Raw genomic sequence first — 17,229 nt, 5'->3', positions numbered from 1 at the left:
CCTCATCCTGACACGGCGGCCTCCCGCGCCGCTACCTCAGCGATTCGATCCGACTGGCGAGCATCGCCGTCCACTCCGCGATGTATTGGTCGTCGGACATACCCGCTCCCGACGCATGGAACACGGCGCTTGTTGCCCGTTTGCCATGCAACGCGTTGACGCCGACGGCAGCGATGGCCGCGGCGTCCCGTTGGCTAATCGTTGGGATCCAGCCGGTCACCCAGTCGGCGAGTTCGGCGTAGAGCCCCTCGAACAATGCCGCGTAGGCGTGGGTGAGTCGAGCCGACTGACCCGATGGAATGCGGGACGCGATCCGGAGCAGTTGGGTTTCCTCGTCGAGTACGGTCAGCACGTACCGGCCCAGCATGGTCAGTTCGCTGCGTAGGTCACCGAGCCCGGCGAATAGTTTGCGCATATCGCGCATGGCATGGCGGCGGTCCAGCTGCCGATCGATGCCGGCCTCCAGCAGCGCCTCCTTCGATTTGAAGTGGTGGTAGAGCGCGCCCGATCCCGGTGCGAGGCCAGCCGCAGCTTCAATCTGCGCGACGCTGGTTGCCTGGTAGCCCTGCTCACCGAAGAGTCGCATCGCCTCGGTGACCAGCCGTTCTCGGGTTGGCGTTGCCGGCATTGACCGCTCCCTAAGTTCTCACTTAGTATCCACAAGTGAATACTTTAGCGGTTCCGTCAACGGGCCGCTAGGAGGTCGCTATGGGAGATCCGGTACCCCGCGGGAGGCTCCGCCGCACCATGCCATTGGCGGGCTTCACCGCGCGGGCCGCAGGCGGGCGGATGGTGGCGGCACTGCGGGAGAAGACCGGCGACGGGGCGGCAGTAGAGCGCTTTCACGAACGCACGGCCGACCGGTATGCGGAACTACTGGGTCACTCCAAGGGTGTACTCATGAAGGCCGGCCAGCTGCTATCCATGGTGGACGCCAAAGCTATTGGGAATGGCGGCTTTTCGCCGTATCAGGCGGCGCTCGCTCGGCTGCAGGCCGATGCGCCCCCGATGGATCCGGCTTTGGCTAGAAACGTGCTGGAGGCTGATCTGGGCCAACCCGTCAGGGAGATATTTGCTGAGTTTGCCGACGAGCCGATGGCGGCGGCGTCCATCGGACAGGTCCACCGCGCAGTGCTGCACGACGGCCGCGATGTTGCGGTCAAGATTCAGTACCCCGGTGCCGCGGAGGCGATCCGCGACGATCTGGCCAACACTGAATTGCTCGCGACGTTCTTTCGGTTCGCTGTCTCGGCGTCGGGTAACGCGATGGCGGCCAATCCACGACAGATGACCCGCGAGATCGCTGCCGGCATCGCCGAGGAAATCGACTACCGCCACGAGGCCGCCAACATCACCGCCTTCAGCGAGCTCTACCACGGCCATCCGTTTATACGCGTCCCACAGATCATTGATCAAGCATGCGGTGATCGGGTGCTCACCATGACGTACCTCGACGGAATGGACTGGGCCGCTGCGCAACAGGCCGACCAAGGACTCAAGAACGCTTGGGCAGAGGTGATTCTGCGGTTTGCTTATGGTTCGTACCGGCACGCGAACCTGCTCAACGTCGATCCCCACCCCGGCAACTACTGTTTCGGCCCAGACGGCAGCGTCGGATTCGTCGACTTCGGCTGCGTCAAGGTGCTGCCGGAGCATGTGCGCCGCTCATTTGTTGCGATGGTGCGCGCAACAGTTGACGGACGCAAGCATGAGGTGCGCGACCTGATGGACGAGTTAGGTTATTTCGCTGGAGGTTTCACATTATCCGCAGACGAGGCATACCAGTGGATGGCGGAGCTCTCCCACGAGGTGCTCGCTCCGCAGCCGGTCACCGTTACCCACGACAGCTCATTACGCGTCATCCGCGCCTTGATTGATCTTCGTGCGCCATGCCACCCGGTGCGTCGTATGACTGCGCCCGATGATCTGGTTTTCTTCCCCCGCATTGTGCTCGCTTCTTCGCTGTTCGTCGCGCTGGGCGCCACTGTCTACGCCCGCTCGATATTGGACGACCTTGATGGGGTCGCTGAACCCATCACACCGCTCGGCAAGCTGCACGACGCCTGGGTGCGTGACCGGGGCCTGCACTACGGGATGGAGCCCCATGACGCAGCCTAAGGATGATTCCGTGCCGCGCGGCCGAATCCGGCGCACCATGCCGTTGGCCGGGTTCACCGCGCGGGCGGCCGGCGGACGGATGGTGGCGGCACTGCGGGAGAAGACCGGGGACACTGGCGCCGTCGAACGCTTTCACGAACGCACGGCCGAGCGGTACACGGAGTTACTGGGTCACTCCAAGGGCGTATTGATGAAGGCCGGCCAGATCTTCTCGATGATCGACGGCAATTCCATTGGCAATGGGGAGCTTTCGCCGTATCAGGCAGCGCTGTCCCGGCTGCAAGCCGATGCGCCGCCTATGGACCCGGCATTAGCCGAAGAAGTACTAGAGGCCGACCTTGGTCGCCCCGTCCGGGAATTGTTTGCCGAGTTCGCCGAAGAACCAATGGCGGCCGCCTCCATAGGACAGGTCCACCACGCGGTCCTGCATGACGGTCGCCAGGCCGCCGTCAAGATCCAGTATCCCGGTGCGGCGGAGGCGATCCGCGCCGATCTAGCCAACACCGAACTGCTGGCGACGTTTTTCCGTCTCGCGTCCTCGGCATCGGGCACCGCAATGCCCGATCTCCGAAAGGCGACACAAGAGATCTCCGCGCGCATCTCCGAGGAACTCGACTACCGGCATGAGGCCGCCAACATCTCCGCGTTCAGCGAGCTTTACCGCGACCATCCGTTTATCCGGGTACCCGAGGTTATCGATGAGGCATCCGGGGATCGGGTACTGACCATGACCTATCTCGACGGACTGGACTGGACCGCTGCGCAAGGCGCCGACCAGGTTGTCAAAGATTCTTGGGCAGAGGCGATCTGGCGTTTCAGCACGGGCTCCTACCGGCACGCGAACCTGTTCAACGCCGATCCCCATCCCGGGAACTATCGCTTCGGCTTGGACGGCACGGTCGGATTCGTCGACTTCGGCTGTGTCACGGTTCTGCCCGAGCGCACGCGTCGCACAATTGTCGATCTGGACCGGGCAGTCATTGATGGACGCAAGGAAGACATGTGGGCGCTGATGGCCGAGTTAGGTTATTTTGCTGACGGTTTCACGCTGTCCGTCGACGAGGCATACCAGTGGATAGCCGAACTCTTTTATGAGCTGCTGGTGCCCCAACCGATAACTTTCACCCAGGACACGGCACAACGCGCCATCCGCGGCCTGATTGACATTCGCTCCCCCGAACATCCTGTTCGCCGCGTATCGATCCCCGACAACCAGGTCTTCTTTTCCCGCATCAACCTCGGCATCAACATGATATGCGCAACGCTCGGGGCCACCGTGTACCTCCGCGCGTTGACAGACGACATGGACGGCGTCGCCGAACCGATCACGCCGCTGGGCAAGAAACACGATGCCTGGGTGCGCGAACGCGGCTTGCCATACGGATTGGAGGCCCGATGACCACCCCCAGCGCCACCGCCCCGCGGCTGCCGTGGGACGCCGCAAACCCCTACCCGTTTTATGAAGATCGCCGCCGCGACGGCGACGTGGTGTGGGACGACACCGCGCAAGCCTGGCTCATTCTCGGCTACGACGCCGCGCGAGAAGTGCTGGGCGGATCGGGCTGGACCAGCAATCCGCTGGCGAATCCAAATGCCCGCGCGGCAATCGATTCCATGGGCTCCGATCTGGTCGACCGGTCCATGTTGTTCTCCGACGGCGCCAATCATGACCGGCTGCGCGGATCGGTGCGCGATGTGTTCACTCGTTCGTTTATCACAGGCCTTACCGCCGGCGTCGAAGCCATCGCGGCAGCGGTAGTAGACCATCCGCCGACCTCCACGACATTCGACTTCATGGCCGAAATCGCCTTGCCGTTGCCGATCGCTGTTGCCGGCGAGTGGCTTGGCTTGGATCCCGAGAGCTCTCGGCTGTTGCGTGAACAGTCGCCAGCCATCATTCGGATGCTGGGTACTCTCGCGGACGCCGACGATATCGCTGCAGGCGCAGCGGCATTCGCTGCCCTACTGACCCAGTTTCTCCCCCTCGCAGCCGACCGGCGCTCCAACCCAGCTGACGACCTGATCAGCTTCATCACGTCCGACCCGGATCTCGAGCTGGATGACGTCGTCGTCACCGCGATCCTCATTGCCGTCGCTGGTCATGAAACCACTGCAAACCTGTTGGGTGCGGCAATGCTTCGACTGCTCGCTGTCAAGTCAGGAGGCAACCAGATCGTCGACCCGGCACTGATCAGTGAACTGCTCCGACTCGACGGCCCGGTGCAGGCAACCGCGCGCACAGCAACCGAGGATCAGCGTATCGGCGGCGTTGACATAGCTTGCGGCCAGCAGGCGGTGGCTGTCGTCGCCGCTGCCAATCGTGATCCAGCCGTCTTCGACGAACCCGATCAGTTCCGACCGGATCGCATTGGGCCGGCACCGCTGTCATTTGGATACGGCGCGCATTACTGTCTCGGTGCGGCCTTGGCACGGCTGGAAATTACTGTGGCACTGCGCGAAATCCTCGCCCGCAAGCCGGTATTGGCCGGTCCGGCTGTCTGGCGAGATACCACCGCCATTCGCGGGCCGCTCAATGTTCCGATGGTGTTCCGAAAGTGAGCAAGCTGTATCGGTACCGGGTATCGCGCCACGTTGCAGCCGACCCGGCTACGGTCTGGGATGTCGTCTCCGACCACGCCGGCATGGCCGAGTGGACACCCTTCCGCAAATCCATCGTCGAAAAGCCTGGCGAGCCGCATCCGAACGGAACCGGAACTGTGCGGGCGCTTTACCTCTTGGGACCCCCGACGCGGGAACAGGTTGTCGAATTCGAACCTCCGCGGCGGCTGCGGTACATGCTGCTGTCCGGGTTGCCTTTTCGTGACTACATCGGCGAGGTGACTGTCGAGCCCGAAGGGACGGACACTCGGCTTACCACCGAACTCAGCTTCCGAACACGCATTCCCGGCTCGCAGTTCTTCGGGCCGATCGCCATCCGACGCGGGACGAACGGCGCCGCACGACTCGCGGAGAAGCGCGCGAAGTACCGAAGTTACTGATTCTCGGCGAGCTCCGGGAGCCGGTCCAGTGACGCCAGCAGCCTCTCGGGCGTAGTACGGCGGGCGCGTGGCAGACGGTTCTTGTCCGTCAATCGTGACCAGTCGTAGGTGTGAGTGACCCGGGTGTGGGTGTCGTCGATGGGTTCGAGCTCCCAGCGCCACAGATGCCCGGGTGGTCGCCGTCCCGGTTCAGATGGCAGCCAGGCGATGCGGCGGCCCTCTTCGAACTCCACGACGTGGTTTTCGCGAATGGTGCTGAGCGTGAGCTTCATCTCGAAGACATCGCCGACGCGCCGAACACGCTGTGCTGCAACGGCTTCGGCCAGATTGTCGTTGCCGTCCCAGCGTGGTTGTTGCGAGGGATCGGCAATCAGCTCGAAGATGCGTGCCGCCGGCGCCGCTATCTGACGGCTTGCGCTCACTACCCGAGAATCGTCCACTATCCACCTCTCCGATAGGACGCAAGATACTGCGGCAGCCCAACGGCCGGGTCGAGATCATCGGCCGGCACCGGATGGCCGGCGGTCAGGGTCATCGGCACCACTCCGGCCCAATGCGGCAGCACGATGTCCTCGTCGTCGTCGACCGGTCCACCGCCGCGAACCTTGGCGGAGACCTCGACGAGATCGACCGCGAGGACAGCGGTTGCGGCGAGTTCCCGCGCGTTCGCGGGTCTGCTGTCGGCGGCCCGTCCGGGCGCGACATGGTCGAGAAGGGCGTCCAAGGCCCGCAGTTTCTCCTGCCGGTCGCAGACCAGGCGGGCGGTGCCGTGCACGACGACCGAGCGGTAGTTCAGCGAATGGTGCATCGCCGCGCGTGCCAGCACCAATCCGTCGACCAGGGTGACGGTGACGCAGACCGGGACACCGGACGGCGACCCGGCGAGCATCGGGCTGCTGCCCGTCGATCCGTGCAGATAAAGGACCTCCCCCAGCCGCGCGTGCGTCGTCGGCAACACCACCGGGCGATCCCCGTTGAGGTAGCCGACGTGACAGACCAGGGCCTCGTCCAAGATGCGGTGGACCGTTTCACGGTCGTAGCGGGCACGTTCGCGATACCGGGTGGGCGTGCTGCGTGGGGTAGCGGGGTAATGCACCGTTGCCTCGATCTTTGTAATAGTACATACTGATTTACGTGCTGGTACGATATACCATACGGGGAGCGGGCGCCGAGGCAATAGCGACCAGCGTCGAGGAGGCCATCTCGACCGGCGCGCTGGCACCCGGAGCCGAGCTGCCGCCGATCCGGCAGCTGGCCGCCGAGCTCGGCGTCAACGCGAATACCGTCGCCGCGGCCTACCGGCTGCTCTGCCATCGCGGAGCCGTCGAGACCGCGGGACGCCGCGGCACGCGGGTGCGCGAACGCCCCGCGACCACACCGCGATCCCTGCGTGGACTGGCCATCCCCGAGGGGGTGCGAGACCTTTCGACCGGCAACCCCGACCCGGCTTTGTTGCCGATCGCCGGGCACCGCTTGAACTCGCGGCGCGCCCCCCTGCTGTACGGCGAACCCGCCATGTCGCCCGAGCTGACCGAGCACACCCGGGCGTGGCTGACCGCCGACGGGGTTCCGGCTGAGCATCTCGCGGCGACCGCCGGTGCACTCGACGGCATCGAGCGGGTACTTACCGCCAACCTGCGGCCGGGCGATCGAGTGGCAGTCGAAGATCCCGGTTGGGCAAATCTGCTGGATCTGCTTGCTGCGCTGGGCTTTTCGGTTGAACCGGTCCGAGTCGACGACGACGGGCCGGTGGTCGCCGACGTGGCCAGCGCGCTGCGACGCGGTGCCCGTGCGCTTGTGGTGACCACCCGCGCCCAGAACCCTACCGGTGCCGCGGTCTCCGCCGAGCGCGCCGCGGAGTTGCGCCACTTGATTCGCGACGGCGACCTGCTGCTGGTCGAAGACGACCACTGCGCCGGCATCGCCGGCGTGCCACTGCACACGCTGGCCGGGTCGGCACCCCGTTGGGCGTTCGTGCGATCGGCATCCAAGGCGTACGGCCCCGATCTACGCCTGGCGGTGCTCGCCGGCGACCGTCGCACGGTCGAAAGGGTGCACGGGCGGCTGAGGCTCGGGCCGGGCTGGGTCAGCTACCTGCTGCAGGACCTCGCTGTCGGCATGTGGCGCGACATGGCGGCAACGCGGCTGGTGCGTAAGGCTGAAGCCACCTACAGCCGCAACCGGGCGCTGTTGCAGTCGGCGCTTGCCGATCGCGGTGTGGCGTCGCACGGCCGCTCCGGCCTCAACGTCTGGGTTCCGGTGCCCGACGAGACGGTGGTGATCACCCGGCTGCTCGGCGCGGGTTGGGCCGCGGCTCCGGGCAGCCGGTTCAGGGTCTCCACACCACCCGGAATCCGGCTGACCATCTCGGATCTGGTTGCCGCCGAGGTCGATTCGCTGGCCGACGCGGTCGCCGAGGCGATCCACGCGGTCGGGCGTGCCAGCGTCTAGGGTCGCAGTATGACGAGGCCTAGGCCGGCCCGCTCACGGTTTGTTGACGGGGTGCTGATTGGGTTCGGGGTGTATTCGACGCTCCTCGGGTAGTTCATGCTGATTGCACCGGGCACCTTCTTCGACACGCTGGGCGCGTTCGGGCCACGCAACGACCATTACATCTTCGACAACGCCTCCTTCGAGCTGCCGCTCGGTCTGCTGCTGCTCGCAGCGGTGCGCTGGCGGACGTGGCAGGTGCCGGCATTGGCGTTCGCGACGCTGCATTGGGCGCTGCATTCGCTCAGCCACATCGTCGACACCGGCCTCGCCGACGGCAGGCTGGTCGGAGTGCTCGAGTTCATTGCGTTGCTGCTCGGCACGACGTTGCTCGCCGTCGCCCTGCGCGCCGCGGCGACCGCGACCAGGCGGGCCGGGCCTACCCCTTAGGCCGCCACACCCCGAACCGGTTGCCCTGCGGGTCCTGCAGGTGGGCGAACTCCAGCGGGCCGTTATCGGTCAACGGCACCACCACCTGCGCGCCCAGTTCGGCCGCCTTGTCGATGGTGGCCTGCACGTCGTCGACATGGACATAGAAGATCGCCCACGACCCGCCCCCGGTCTTCGAGCTGTCCCACACCCCACCCTTGTCGCCGTCGATCATCCGGTAGTCGCCGGAGTCAGCGATGTCCCAGCCGAACAACCCGCCGTAGAAATCGCGCGTGGCGTCGGCGTCGGGGGTACCGATCTCGAAATAGTTCACGACATTGCTCATGCTCGCCATCCCTTCGCGTCACGATTTGGACCAACGACAGAAGTATTGCGCCGCGGTCCGACAAGTGCGTCAAGCCGACGTGAAGCTGCCGTCGAGCACCTGCAGATGTCCGATCGTGCGCCCGGTGACCGCCGCCGCGTCGACCAGTGCCAATTCCACCGCCGCCCGCGCGAATTCCTCGGCCGTCGCCACCTCGTCGAACTCGCGGGCGTAATACGAAAGTCCCGGCGTCAGAATCGGTTTGGACGGCGATAGGGCGTTGACCGCGATGTTGCGGTCCTGCAGGTCGTATGCCGCACACCAGGTCAGGTGCTCCAGCGCGGCCTTGGATCCGCCGTAGCCGGGCAGCACGCCGCCGCTGCGGTCGGCGTACGGCCCGTCGCCGGGCAGCCGGGACGCGATCGAGGTGACGTTGATGATCGATCCGTAACCGGCGGCGATCATGTCGGGGCACACCAGTTGCATCAGTTCGTAGGCGGCGAACACCGAGATCTCGAAGTGCCGCCGATACGCGACCAGCGGCGTGCCGAGCAGCGGCGGCCAACCCGGCTTGGCGGCGGCCGCCTTTGGTTTGGCTTTGGCAGGAGCGCCGGCTCGCGGCGGGCGGCCCGGCGCGGTGAACGCCGCATTGTTGACCAGTATTGTGATGGGGCCCAATGTTTTTCGCGCCTCGTCGACAAGCCGAGTGATGTCGTCGTGATCGAGCAGGTCAGCGCGCACCGCGACCGCTCGGCCGCCGGCCGCCTCGAGGTCGGCGACGGTCTCACTGATGGTGCCGGGCAGCCGCTGGTCCCACACCTCCTCGGTCCGCCCGACGACGGCCACCGCCGCGCCCTCGGCCGCGATCGCCAACGCGATCGCCCTGCCCAGGCCGCGGCTGGCGCCGGTGACGATCGCAGCCCGCCCGTCAAGTCGACCGGTCATTGCGCCACCCCGTGCACGAGGATCGCCGCGGTCTGGTCCACCCACACGTCGTCGAGCTCTTCGTCCGGACGCAACAGCAACCGCAACAGCGTCGCGCCGCCGATCAATTCGACCAACCGATCGGGGTCCACGTCGGGATGCACCTCCCCACGCTCGACGGCCTCGATCAGCCGCACCCGCACCGCGGTGAACACATCGGCGAACCGCGCCACCACCCTGGCGTTGAGCTCAGAATCGGCGGTCATGTCGGCGACCAGCCCGGGCAGCGCGGCGCGCACCACCGGGCTGGTGAACACGTCGCGCGCGGCGGCGATCATCGCCCGCACATCGGCGGCAATGTCGCCGCCGGGGCCGGCCAGCGCGGTGGGCGCCACCGGGAACGCCGCCTCGTGCACCAGTTCGGCCTTGCTCGACCAACGCCGGTACAGCGCCGTCTTGGTTGTCCCGGCCCGCTCGGCGACCGCGGCCAGGGTTAGGTTCGAATAACCGATTTGCACAAGCAGTTCCGCGGTCGCCGCCAGTATGGCAGCGTCGATACGCGGATCCCGCGGCCGCCCGGCGGCCGGGGCCTTGTCAAACGTGGACTGGTCTGCTTTCATAACGCTACCCATCGTATCGTAATTGCCGGAGGCGCACGTGGCCAACCAACCAGCAGTCGAAGACGTCGGCCGACTCCAGCGGTCCAGTCGCGACTTCAGCACGGTGCCCGCGGTGATGGCGCAATGGCTTGCCACCGTGCTGCCCGCCACGCCGCAGGTCACCGTCGAAAGCGGCGTCGACGCCACCGGCATGTCGTCGGAGACAATCATCCTGACCGGCCGCTGGGACGAGGCCGGCACGCCGGTCGAGCAGCGCTGGGTCGCCCGGGTGGCACCGAGCGCCGAGGACGTGCCGGTGTTCCCGTCGTATCGGCTCGACCATCAATTCGAGGTGATGCGGCTGGTCGGCGAGCTCACCGACGTGCCCGTCCCGCGGGTGCGCTGGATCGAGACCACCGGCGACGTGCTCGGCAAGCCGTTTTTCCTGATGGACTACGTGGAGGGCGTGGTGCCGCCCGACGTGATGCCGTACACGTTCGGCGACAACTGGTTTGCCGACGCGCCCGCCGAGCGGCAACGCGAACTGCAAGACTCCACCGTCGACGTGCTGGCAAAGCTGCATTCGATTCCCAACCCGGAGAAGACTTTTGGGTTCTTGTCCGATGACGGGGGCACCGCGCTGCGCCGGCACTTCGACTGGGTGCGGTCCTGGTACGACTTCGCGGTGCCGGGCATCGGCCGCTCGCCGCTGCTGGAGCGAACCTTCGACTGGCTGGAGGCCCATTGGCCGAAGCAGGCGGACGCCGGACGGCCGGTGCTGTGCTGGGGCGATGCCCGGGTGGGCAACGTGCTCTACCGCGACTTCCGGCCGGTGGCGGTGCTCGACTGGGAGATGGTGACGCTGGGTCCGCGCGAGCTCGACGTCGCGTGGATGATCTTCGCGCACATGGTTTTCCAGGAACTCGCCGGGCTGGCTGGGCTACCGGGACTGCCGGAGGTGATGCGCGAGGACGACTTTCGCGACACCTACCAGCGCCTCACCGGGGTGGAAGTCGGTGACCTGCACTGGTTTTACGTGTACTCGGGCGTGATGTGGGCGTGTGTGTTCATGCGCACCGGCGCGCGCCGGGTGCATTTCGGTGAGGTGGAAAGGCCCGACGATGTCGAGTCGCTGTTCTACCACGCCGCGTTGCTGAAAAGACTTATAGGAGAAGAGTAATGCTCGGACCGCTCGACGAATTTCCGGTTCACCAGATCCCGCAGCCGATCGCCTGGCCGGGGTCGTCGGACCGCAACTTCTATGACCGCGCGTACCTCAACGCCCACGACCGCACCGGCGACATCTTCCTGATCACCGGCATCGGCTACTACCCCAACCTCGGCGTCAAGGACGCGTTCGTGCTGATCCGCCGCGGCGACACCCAGACCGCGGTGCACCTCTCGGACGCCATCGACCAGGACCGGCTCAACCAGCACGTCGGCGGCTACCGGATCGAGGTCAGCGAGCCGCTGCGCAAGCTGCGGGTGATCCTGGAGGAAACCGAGGGCATCGCCGTCGACTTGTCCTGGGAGGGCCTGTTCGACGTCGTGCAGGAGCAGCCGCACCTGATGCGCTCCGGCAACCGGGTGACGCTCGACGCGCAGCGCTTCGCCCAGCTGGGCGCCTGGAGCGGGCGGATCATGCTGGACGGCGAGGAGATCGCCGTCGACCCCGCCACCTGGATCGGCAGCCGCGACCGGTCCTGGGGCATCCGCCCGATCGGCGAACCGGAACCGGCCGGCCGACCGGCCGACCCGCCGTTCGAGGGCATGTGGTGGCTGTACGTGCCGATGGCGTTCGACGACTTCGCCGTCGTGATGATCATCCAGGAGGCGCCCGACGGGTTCCGCTCGCTCAACGACTGCACCCGGATCTGGCGCGACGGTCGCGTCGAGCAACTGGGCTGGCCGCGGGTGACCACCCGTTACCGGTCCGGCACCAGGATCCCGACCGGGGCGACGATCGAGGCCAGCCGGCCCGACGGCACGCCGGTGCACTTCGAGGTGGAGTCCAAACTGCCGGTGCCGATCCATGTCGGCGGTGGCTACGGCGGCGACTCGGACTGGCTGCACGGCATGTGGAAGGGCGAGAAGTTCACCGAGCGGCTGACCTACGACATGGCCGACCCGGCGATCGCCGCGCGGTCGGGCTTCGGGGTGATCGACCACGTCGGCCGGGCGATTTGCCGCGACGGCGACGCCGAGCCTGTGGAGGGCTGGGGTCTGTACGAGCACGGCGCGCTGGGCCGCCATGACCCGTCCGGCTTCAAAGACTGGTTAGCGGTCGCGCCTTAGGTGCCTCGAATGTGGACTTGATACACGCGGTTCACCACAAACCGTGACATAAGTCCACAGTCGACGGTAGTGATGAGGTATGGAGTCCGCCGACGTCGTAATCGTGGGAGCCGGGTTCGCCGGGCTCACCGCCGCCCGTCAGCTCAAGCAATTCGGACACGACGTGCTGGTCCTCGAGGGGCGTAACCGGGTCGGGGGACGTTCGCACACCGGCCATGTCGCCGGCATCCCGGTCGACATGGGCGGCACCTTCGTCGGGCCGACGCAGGATGCAATGCTGGCGCTGGCCGGCGAACTCGGCATCGACACCGTCCCGACCTATTACGACGGCGCCAACCTGATCCGGTGGCGCGGCATGGTCCGCCGGTATTCCGGCACCATCCCGCGACTGTCTCTGGGCGGACTGCTCGACATCGGAAGGGTGCGTTGGCAATTCGAGCGCATCTCCCGGCGGGTTCCGCTGACCGAGCCGTGGACGGCGCGACGCGCGGAGCGGCTGGACTCCCAGTCGCTGGGCCGGTGGCTGCGCTCGGTGCACACCGGAGCCACCGCGCGCGACCTGCTGGCCATCATGGCGCGGGTGACCTGGGGGTGCGAGCCCGACGACGTGTCGATGCTGCACGCCGCCCGCTATGTGCACGCCGCCGGCGGTCTGGACCGGCTGCTGGACGTGGAAAACGGTGCGCAGCAAGACCGTTTCGCCGCCGGCACTCAGCAGATCGCCGACGCCATGGCGGCCGAGCTCGGCGACCGGGTGGTACTGGACGCCGCGGTGCGCCGCGTCGACCGGCACGATGGCGGCGTGACGGTCAGCTGTGAAAAGGGCTGCGCCGAAGCCCGTTTCGCCATCATCGCGGTCCCGCCGGAACATCGCGCGGGCATCGAGTTCACTCCCCCGCTGCCCGACGCGTACCACCAACTCGCCGGAGCCTGGCCGCAGGGCCGGCTGTCCAAGGCGTATGCGGCCTACCCGACGCCGTTTTGGCGGGGCAACGGATTCTCCGGCCAGGCGTTGTCCGACGAGGGCCCGGTGTTCATCACGTTCGACGTCAGCCCGCAGCCCGACGGACCGGGCATCCTGCTGGGATTCGTCGACGCCCGCAGCTTCGACAAGCTGCCCGCCGATCAGCGCCAGAAACGCGCGCTCGATTGCTTCGCCTCGCTGTTCGGCGAGGAGGCGCTCAAACCGCTCGACTATGTCGACCATCGTTGGGGCGCTGAGGAATTCGCACCAGGCGGCCCAACCGCCGCGGTGCCGCCGGGGTCCTGGACGCGCTACGGGCCGTGGTTACGCCGCCCAGTGGGTCCGATTCACTGGGCAGGCACCGAGACGGCGGACGAGTGGACCGGGTTCCTGGACGGGGCGGTGCGCTCCGGGCAGCGGGCCGCCGCGGAGGTCGCGGCGCGGTTACGAGCTGATCCGCCTGTCGCCCGCGACTAATTCGGCGAGCGCCCGCAATTCCCGGTTGACGTCGGCGGGACGTTCCAGCATCGCGCAGTGTCCGCCGGGCAGCACGACGAGCCCGACGAGATTCGGTGCGGCCGCAGCGATCCGGCGCGACTGGCTCAGCGGCGTCAGCCGGTCGCGTTCGCTGCCGATAACCAGCGTCGGCACCGTCAAACCGGACAGGCTGATGTGCCGCGAACCCAGCGAGTCGACAAGCGCCTTGCCGCAGCCGCCGCGCACCGCCGGGGACGTGGTGTCGAACAGCTCGTAGATCAGTGCGCCGACATTGGGGTCCGCATCGGCACCGACCGCCAGCAGCGAAACCATCTCGCGGCTGGCGCGCCGCACCGCGGGCGGCACCGTGAACGAACCGAAGATGCTGACCAGTGCACGCCCGCCCAACACCCGGACCGCGGCGAATGGCGCCGGCACCGGCAGGAACCGCACCTCGCGCAGCAGGTCACCGGTGGTGGTGTTGACCAGGGCGACCGCGTCCGCGCGCTGGGACACCTTGTGCCGGTACCGCTCCGACCAGGCGGCGATCGCGATGCCGCCCATCGAGTGCCCGGCGATGACGGCACGTTCACCCGGCGCGAGAGTGGCCTCGAGCACCGCGTCGATGTCGGAGGCCAGGTGATGCAGGCCGTAGTTCCGGCGCGGCGGAACGCCACTGCGTCCGTGGCCGCGATGATCGAACGCGATCACCCGGTAGTCGCCGGCCAGTTCGGCGATCTGATAAGCCCATACCCGGATGGCGCAGGTGATGCCGTGCGAAAGCACAATCGGATAGCCATCTTCCGGGCCGAACACCTCGGTGTGCAGACGGGTGCCGTCCGGGGCCCGTACGGAAAACACGCGGCTCGGCGGCAATTCGGCGGGTATCGGCGCAGGCGAACGTGGCGGTTGTCGAGAACCCATCGCCGCTCCCCTCCCGTGCGGGCCGCACTCCTGAGTCTACCGAGTGGGCCAGCGACTTGCGGACACCAAAACCCGGCGCCTAGGCGGTTTGTCGGCGGTCGGCGTCCACCCTACCGAACACCATCTGCTCGTCAATGGGGCGCAACCGATGGTCAATCACGTCACGCAGGAAGTGGTGGCTGACCACCCACGGACGCCGGGTACCCGACTTCGGCAGCACATCCAGGGCGCGTAACACGTAGCCCGCCTGCAGGTTCAGAGTCGGCTGCTCGGGCATGTCGGTGTCGCCGAGATGCGGATAGGCGTGTGTGTAGCCGTGAATCCTCATGTACTCCAACAGCTTTGCGACCGATTGCGCGGTCAGATCGGCGCCCAGGGTCCACGACGCGTTTGTGTAGCCAACGCACCAGGCCATGTTGGGGACGTCGTCGAGCATGTGGCGCTTGTAGACGAATCGATCATGCGGGTTGATCTTTTCGCCGTCGAGGCTGACCGTGATTCCGCCCAGCGCCTGCAATTGCAGCCCGGTGGCGGTGATGATGACGTCGGCGTCGAGGTGCCGACCGGACTTGCAGACGATGCCGGTGGCGTCCATGTGGTCGATGTGGTCGGTGACGACCTCCACGCGTCCGTCGCTGATCAGCTTGTACAGGTCGGCGTCGACGAGAAAGCACATCCGCTGATCCCACGGGTCATACGGCGGGGTGAAGTGGGTGTCGATGTCGAAGCCCCAGGGCAGATTACGTTCGGCGATGCGCCGCAGCAGTCTTTTCATGAACTCCGGCGCCCGGCGCGACACCTCCCACAGCAACACACCGATGAGCGCGTTGCGCCATCGGACAATCCAGTGAGCCACGTTCAGCGGCAACCACTTTCGAGCGAGTACTGCTGTCGGCTCGACCTTGGGCGCAGTAATCATGTACGACGGTGTGCGCTGCAACATGGTCACGCGCTGCGCCTGCTGCGCCAGGGTCGGGATCAGGCTGACGGCGGTTGCGCCGCTTCCGATTACCACGCAGCGCCTGCCGGTGCAGTCGAGCGTCTCAGGCCAGTGTTGGGGATGGACCACCTCGCCGGTGAAGTCCTCGATGCCGGGGAACGCCGGCCGGTAGGGGTTGTCGTAGTCGTAGTAGCCGGTGGCGAAGAACACGAACCGGCAACGGTAGGTCTGCTCCTGGCCGTCCCGGTCGGCGCGGATCGTCCAGGTGTCGGTGCCCGAATCCCAGTCGGCCGAGCGGACATGGGTGTTGAACCGGATGTGCTCGGCGATGTGGTGCTTGCGTGCGGTGTCGGAAAGATACTGCCAGATGTGGGTGCCGTCGACGATCATCTCCGGCCGCGTCCACGGCTCCCACGGGAAGCACAGCGTGTAGATGTCGCTGTCGGACCGCACACCCGGGTAGCGAAACAGGTCCCAGGTACCGCCGAGCTGCTCCCGTCGTTCCAGGATTGCGAAGCGCAGCTGCGGGTTGCGCTCCCGGATCCGGTAGGCGGCGCCGATCCCCGAGATCCCGGCACCGATGATCACCACGTCGAAGAACGGGTCCATGGCAGTAGCTCCTCTCGCGTGACTACCAGACTAGGCCCGATGGTCCGGCTTCTCCCCGGGCTTTACAGCCCGCATCGGCGCCGGACTAGGTCCGATGGTCCGGCTTCTCCCCGGGCTTTACAGCCCGCATCGGCGCCGGACTAGGTTCGTCTTGACAGAAAGAGGTGGCGATGCGCGCGGTACAAATTTCCCGGCTCGACGGGCCGGAGGCGGTGCAGGTGGTCGAGGTCGACGAGCCCGGCGGTGACGGCGCCGTCGTCGTCGACGTCCATGCTGCCGGGGTGGCATTTCCCGACGCGCTGCTCACCCGCGGCCTCTACCAGCACAAACCGGACCCGCCGTTCATTCCCGGCGGCGAGGCGGCCGGCGTGGTGCGCAGCGCCCCCGCCGAGGCGCCGGTGGCGGCCGGCGACCGAGTGGCGGCGTTGACGATGCTGTCCGGCGGCATGGCCGAAGTCATCGCGTTGCCGGCCGAGCAGGTGTTCAAGCTGCCGGACACCGTGTCGTTCGAGGCCGGCGCCGGACTGCTGTTCAACGACCTGACCGTGCATTTCGCGCTGTCCGAACGCGGCCGGCTCCGCGACGGCGAGACGGTGCTGGTACACGGCGCGGCCGGCGGCATCGGCACGTCGGCGCTGCGGCTGGCGCCCGCACTCGGGGCGGCCCGGACCATCGCGGTGGTCAGCACGCAGGAGAAGGCCGACATCGCCCGGACCGCCGGCGCCACCGACGTGGTGCTCGCCGACGGCTTCAAGGACGCGGTGCGCGACCTGACCGGTGGGCGCGGCGTGGACATCGTGGTCGACCCGGTCGGCGGCGACCGCGTCACGGACTCGCTGCGGTCACTGGCCCAGGGCGGCCGGCTGCTGGTGATCGGCTTCACCGGCGGCGACATCCCGACGGTGAAGCTGAACCGCTTGCTGCTCAACAACATTGACGCGGTCGGGGTCGGGTGGGGTGCGTGGGCGATGTCGCATCCGGGTTCTTTGGAGCGGCAGTGGTCGCAGCTCGAGCCGCTGCTGGCCTCGGGCGCAGTGCCACCCCCGCAGCCGGAGGTCTATCCGCTGGAGCGGGCCGGCGAGGCGATCGCGGCGCTGGAGAACCGCACCGCCAAGGGCAAGGTCGTGCTGCGGATGCGGGATTAGCTCGTTTTGCTGGGGCCTCTGCTGGGCACTCCACTCAGGCAATGGTCGGGA

General features: G+C 66.9%; 18 protein-coding genes. 10 read left to right on the top strand and 8 right to left on the bottom strand.

Features of this window, described 5'->3' with window-relative positions; translation table 11 throughout:
* Window positions 1-31: 31 nt before the first annotated feature.
* Entirely contained in the window at window positions 32-628 is a 597-nt protein-coding gene (locus AWB95_RS03990; RefSeq protein ID WP_062538659.1) for a TetR/AcrR family transcriptional regulator, read from the bottom strand.
* An 80-nt stretch (window positions 629-708) separates the two neighbouring features.
* Between AWB95_RS03990 and AWB95_RS03985 the strand changes: the two genes are divergently transcribed.
* From AWB95_RS03985 to AWB95_RS03970, 4 genes are read left to right on the top strand one after another with little or no spacing between them, the layout of a single operon-like run.
* Window positions 709-2,118, top strand: coding sequence for an ABC1 kinase family protein (locus AWB95_RS03985; protein WP_084706934.1), 1,410 nt, complete (start codon window positions 709-711; stop codon window positions 2,116-2,118).
* Entirely contained in the window at window positions 2,105-3,517 is a 1,413-nt protein-coding gene (locus AWB95_RS03980; RefSeq protein WP_428838826.1) for an ABC1 kinase family protein, read from the top strand. The genes AWB95_RS03985 and AWB95_RS03980 overlap by 14 nt, the downstream gene beginning before the upstream one ends.
* Entirely contained in the window at window positions 3,514-4,677 is a 1,164-nt protein-coding gene (locus AWB95_RS03975; protein ID WP_062538657.1) for a cytochrome P450, read from the top strand. The genes AWB95_RS03980 and AWB95_RS03975 overlap by 4 nt, the downstream gene beginning before the upstream one ends.
* Window positions 4,674-5,117 (top strand): SRPBCC family protein, encoded by a 444-nt coding sequence (locus tag AWB95_RS03970; protein ID WP_062538656.1) that lies wholly within the window; start codon window positions 4,674-4,676, stop codon window positions 5,115-5,117. Before AWB95_RS03975 ends, AWB95_RS03970 begins: the two co-directional genes overlap by 4 nt.
* Here the strand turns inward: AWB95_RS03970 and AWB95_RS03965 are convergent.
* Window positions 5,111-5,560: an SRPBCC family protein gene (locus AWB95_RS03965; RefSeq protein WP_085167700.1), complete on the bottom strand. Its 450-nt coding sequence runs from the start codon at window positions 5,558-5,560 to the stop codon at window positions 5,111-5,113. The two genes, AWB95_RS03970 and AWB95_RS03965, sit on opposite strands and share 7 nt — an antisense overlap.
* Window positions 5,557-6,213 carry a pyridoxamine 5'-phosphate oxidase family protein gene (locus AWB95_RS03960; RefSeq protein WP_085167698.1) on the bottom strand — a complete coding sequence of 219 codons (657 nt, stop codon included), beginning with the start codon at window positions 6,211-6,213 and terminating at the stop codon, window positions 5,557-5,559. Before AWB95_RS03960 ends, AWB95_RS03965 begins: the two co-directional genes overlap by 4 nt.
* Before the next feature lie 38 nt (window positions 6,214-6,251).
* Between AWB95_RS03960 and AWB95_RS03955 the strand changes: the two genes are divergently transcribed.
* Together AWB95_RS03955 and AWB95_RS03950 are read left to right on the top strand one after the other, a co-directional pair.
* Window positions 6,252-7,568: an aminotransferase class I/II-fold pyridoxal phosphate-dependent enzyme gene (locus AWB95_RS03955; RefSeq protein ID WP_062538654.1), complete on the top strand. Its 1,317-nt coding sequence runs from the start codon at window positions 6,252-6,254 to the stop codon at window positions 7,566-7,568.
* Window positions 7,569-7,664: 96 nt separating this feature from the next.
* Complete coding sequence (locus AWB95_RS03950; protein WP_232315503.1) at window positions 7,665-7,997, top strand: hypothetical protein; 333 nt, start codon at window positions 7,665-7,667, stop codon at window positions 7,995-7,997.
* Here the strand turns inward: AWB95_RS03950 and AWB95_RS03945 are convergent.
* From AWB95_RS03945 to AWB95_RS03935, 3 genes are all read right to left on the bottom strand, one after another.
* Entirely contained in the window at window positions 7,987-8,322 is a 336-nt protein-coding gene (locus tag AWB95_RS03945; protein WP_062538660.1) for a VOC family protein, read from the bottom strand. The genes AWB95_RS03950 and AWB95_RS03945 overlap by 11 nt on opposite strands.
* Before the next feature lie 69 nt (window positions 8,323-8,391).
* Window positions 8,392-9,246: an SDR family NAD(P)-dependent oxidoreductase gene (locus tag AWB95_RS03940; RefSeq protein ID WP_085167696.1), complete on the bottom strand. Its 855-nt coding sequence runs from the start codon at window positions 9,244-9,246 to the stop codon at window positions 8,392-8,394.
* Window positions 9,243-9,845, bottom strand: coding sequence for a TetR/AcrR family transcriptional regulator (locus tag AWB95_RS03935; protein ID WP_062541583.1), 603 nt, complete (start codon window positions 9,843-9,845; stop codon window positions 9,243-9,245). The genes AWB95_RS03940 and AWB95_RS03935 overlap by 4 nt, the downstream gene beginning before the upstream one ends.
* A 37-nt stretch (window positions 9,846-9,882) precedes the next feature.
* On the opposite strand from AWB95_RS03935, the gene AWB95_RS03930 reads away from it, so the two are divergent.
* The 3 genes from AWB95_RS03930 to AWB95_RS03920 all read left to right on the top strand — a co-directional run bounded on the left by AWB95_RS03930 (window position 9,883) and on the right by AWB95_RS03920 (window position 13,560).
* A complete protein-coding gene (locus tag AWB95_RS03930) occupies window positions 9,883-11,004 on the top strand; it encodes a phosphotransferase family protein (protein WP_062541582.1) in 1,122 nt (373 codons plus the stop codon).
* Complete coding sequence (locus tag AWB95_RS03925; RefSeq protein WP_062541581.1) at window positions 11,004-12,119, top strand: Rv3169 family protein; 1,116 nt, start codon at window positions 11,004-11,006, stop codon at window positions 12,117-12,119. Before AWB95_RS03930 ends, AWB95_RS03925 begins: the two co-directional genes overlap by 1 nt.
* A 79-nt stretch (window positions 12,120-12,198) precedes the next feature.
* Complete coding sequence (locus AWB95_RS03920; protein WP_062541580.1) at window positions 12,199-13,560, top strand: flavin monoamine oxidase family protein; 1,362 nt, start codon at window positions 12,199-12,201, stop codon at window positions 13,558-13,560.
* Here AWB95_RS03920 and AWB95_RS03915 read toward each other — a convergent pair.
* Window positions 13,528-14,484 carry an alpha/beta fold hydrolase gene (locus AWB95_RS03915; RefSeq protein ID WP_062541579.1) on the bottom strand — a complete coding sequence of 319 codons (957 nt, stop codon included), beginning with the start codon at window positions 14,482-14,484 and terminating at the stop codon, window positions 13,528-13,530. The genes AWB95_RS03920 and AWB95_RS03915 overlap by 33 nt on opposite strands.
* 79 nt (window positions 14,485-14,563) lie before the next feature.
* Window positions 14,564-16,033 carry a flavin-containing monooxygenase gene (locus AWB95_RS03910; RefSeq protein WP_062541578.1) on the bottom strand — a complete coding sequence of 490 codons (1,470 nt, stop codon included), beginning with the start codon at window positions 16,031-16,033 and terminating at the stop codon, window positions 14,564-14,566.
* 170 nt (window positions 16,034-16,203) lie between these two features.
* Between AWB95_RS03910 and AWB95_RS03905 the strand changes: the two genes are divergently transcribed.
* On the top strand, window positions 16,204-17,178 hold the full coding sequence (locus tag AWB95_RS03905) for an NADPH:quinone oxidoreductase family protein (RefSeq protein WP_085167767.1): 975 nt from the start codon (window positions 16,204-16,206) through the stop codon (window positions 17,176-17,178).
* The last annotated feature ends 51 nt before the right edge of the window (window positions 17,179-17,229 follow it).

Origin of the sequence: Mycobacterium celatum, assembly GCF_002101595.1 — a bacterium.
Lineage (GTDB): Bacteria > Actinomycetota > Actinomycetes > Mycobacteriales > Mycobacteriaceae > Mycobacterium > Mycobacterium celatum.
Note: the sequence above shows the minus strand (reverse complement) of the source record. Positions and strands in the feature narration are given on the sequence as shown.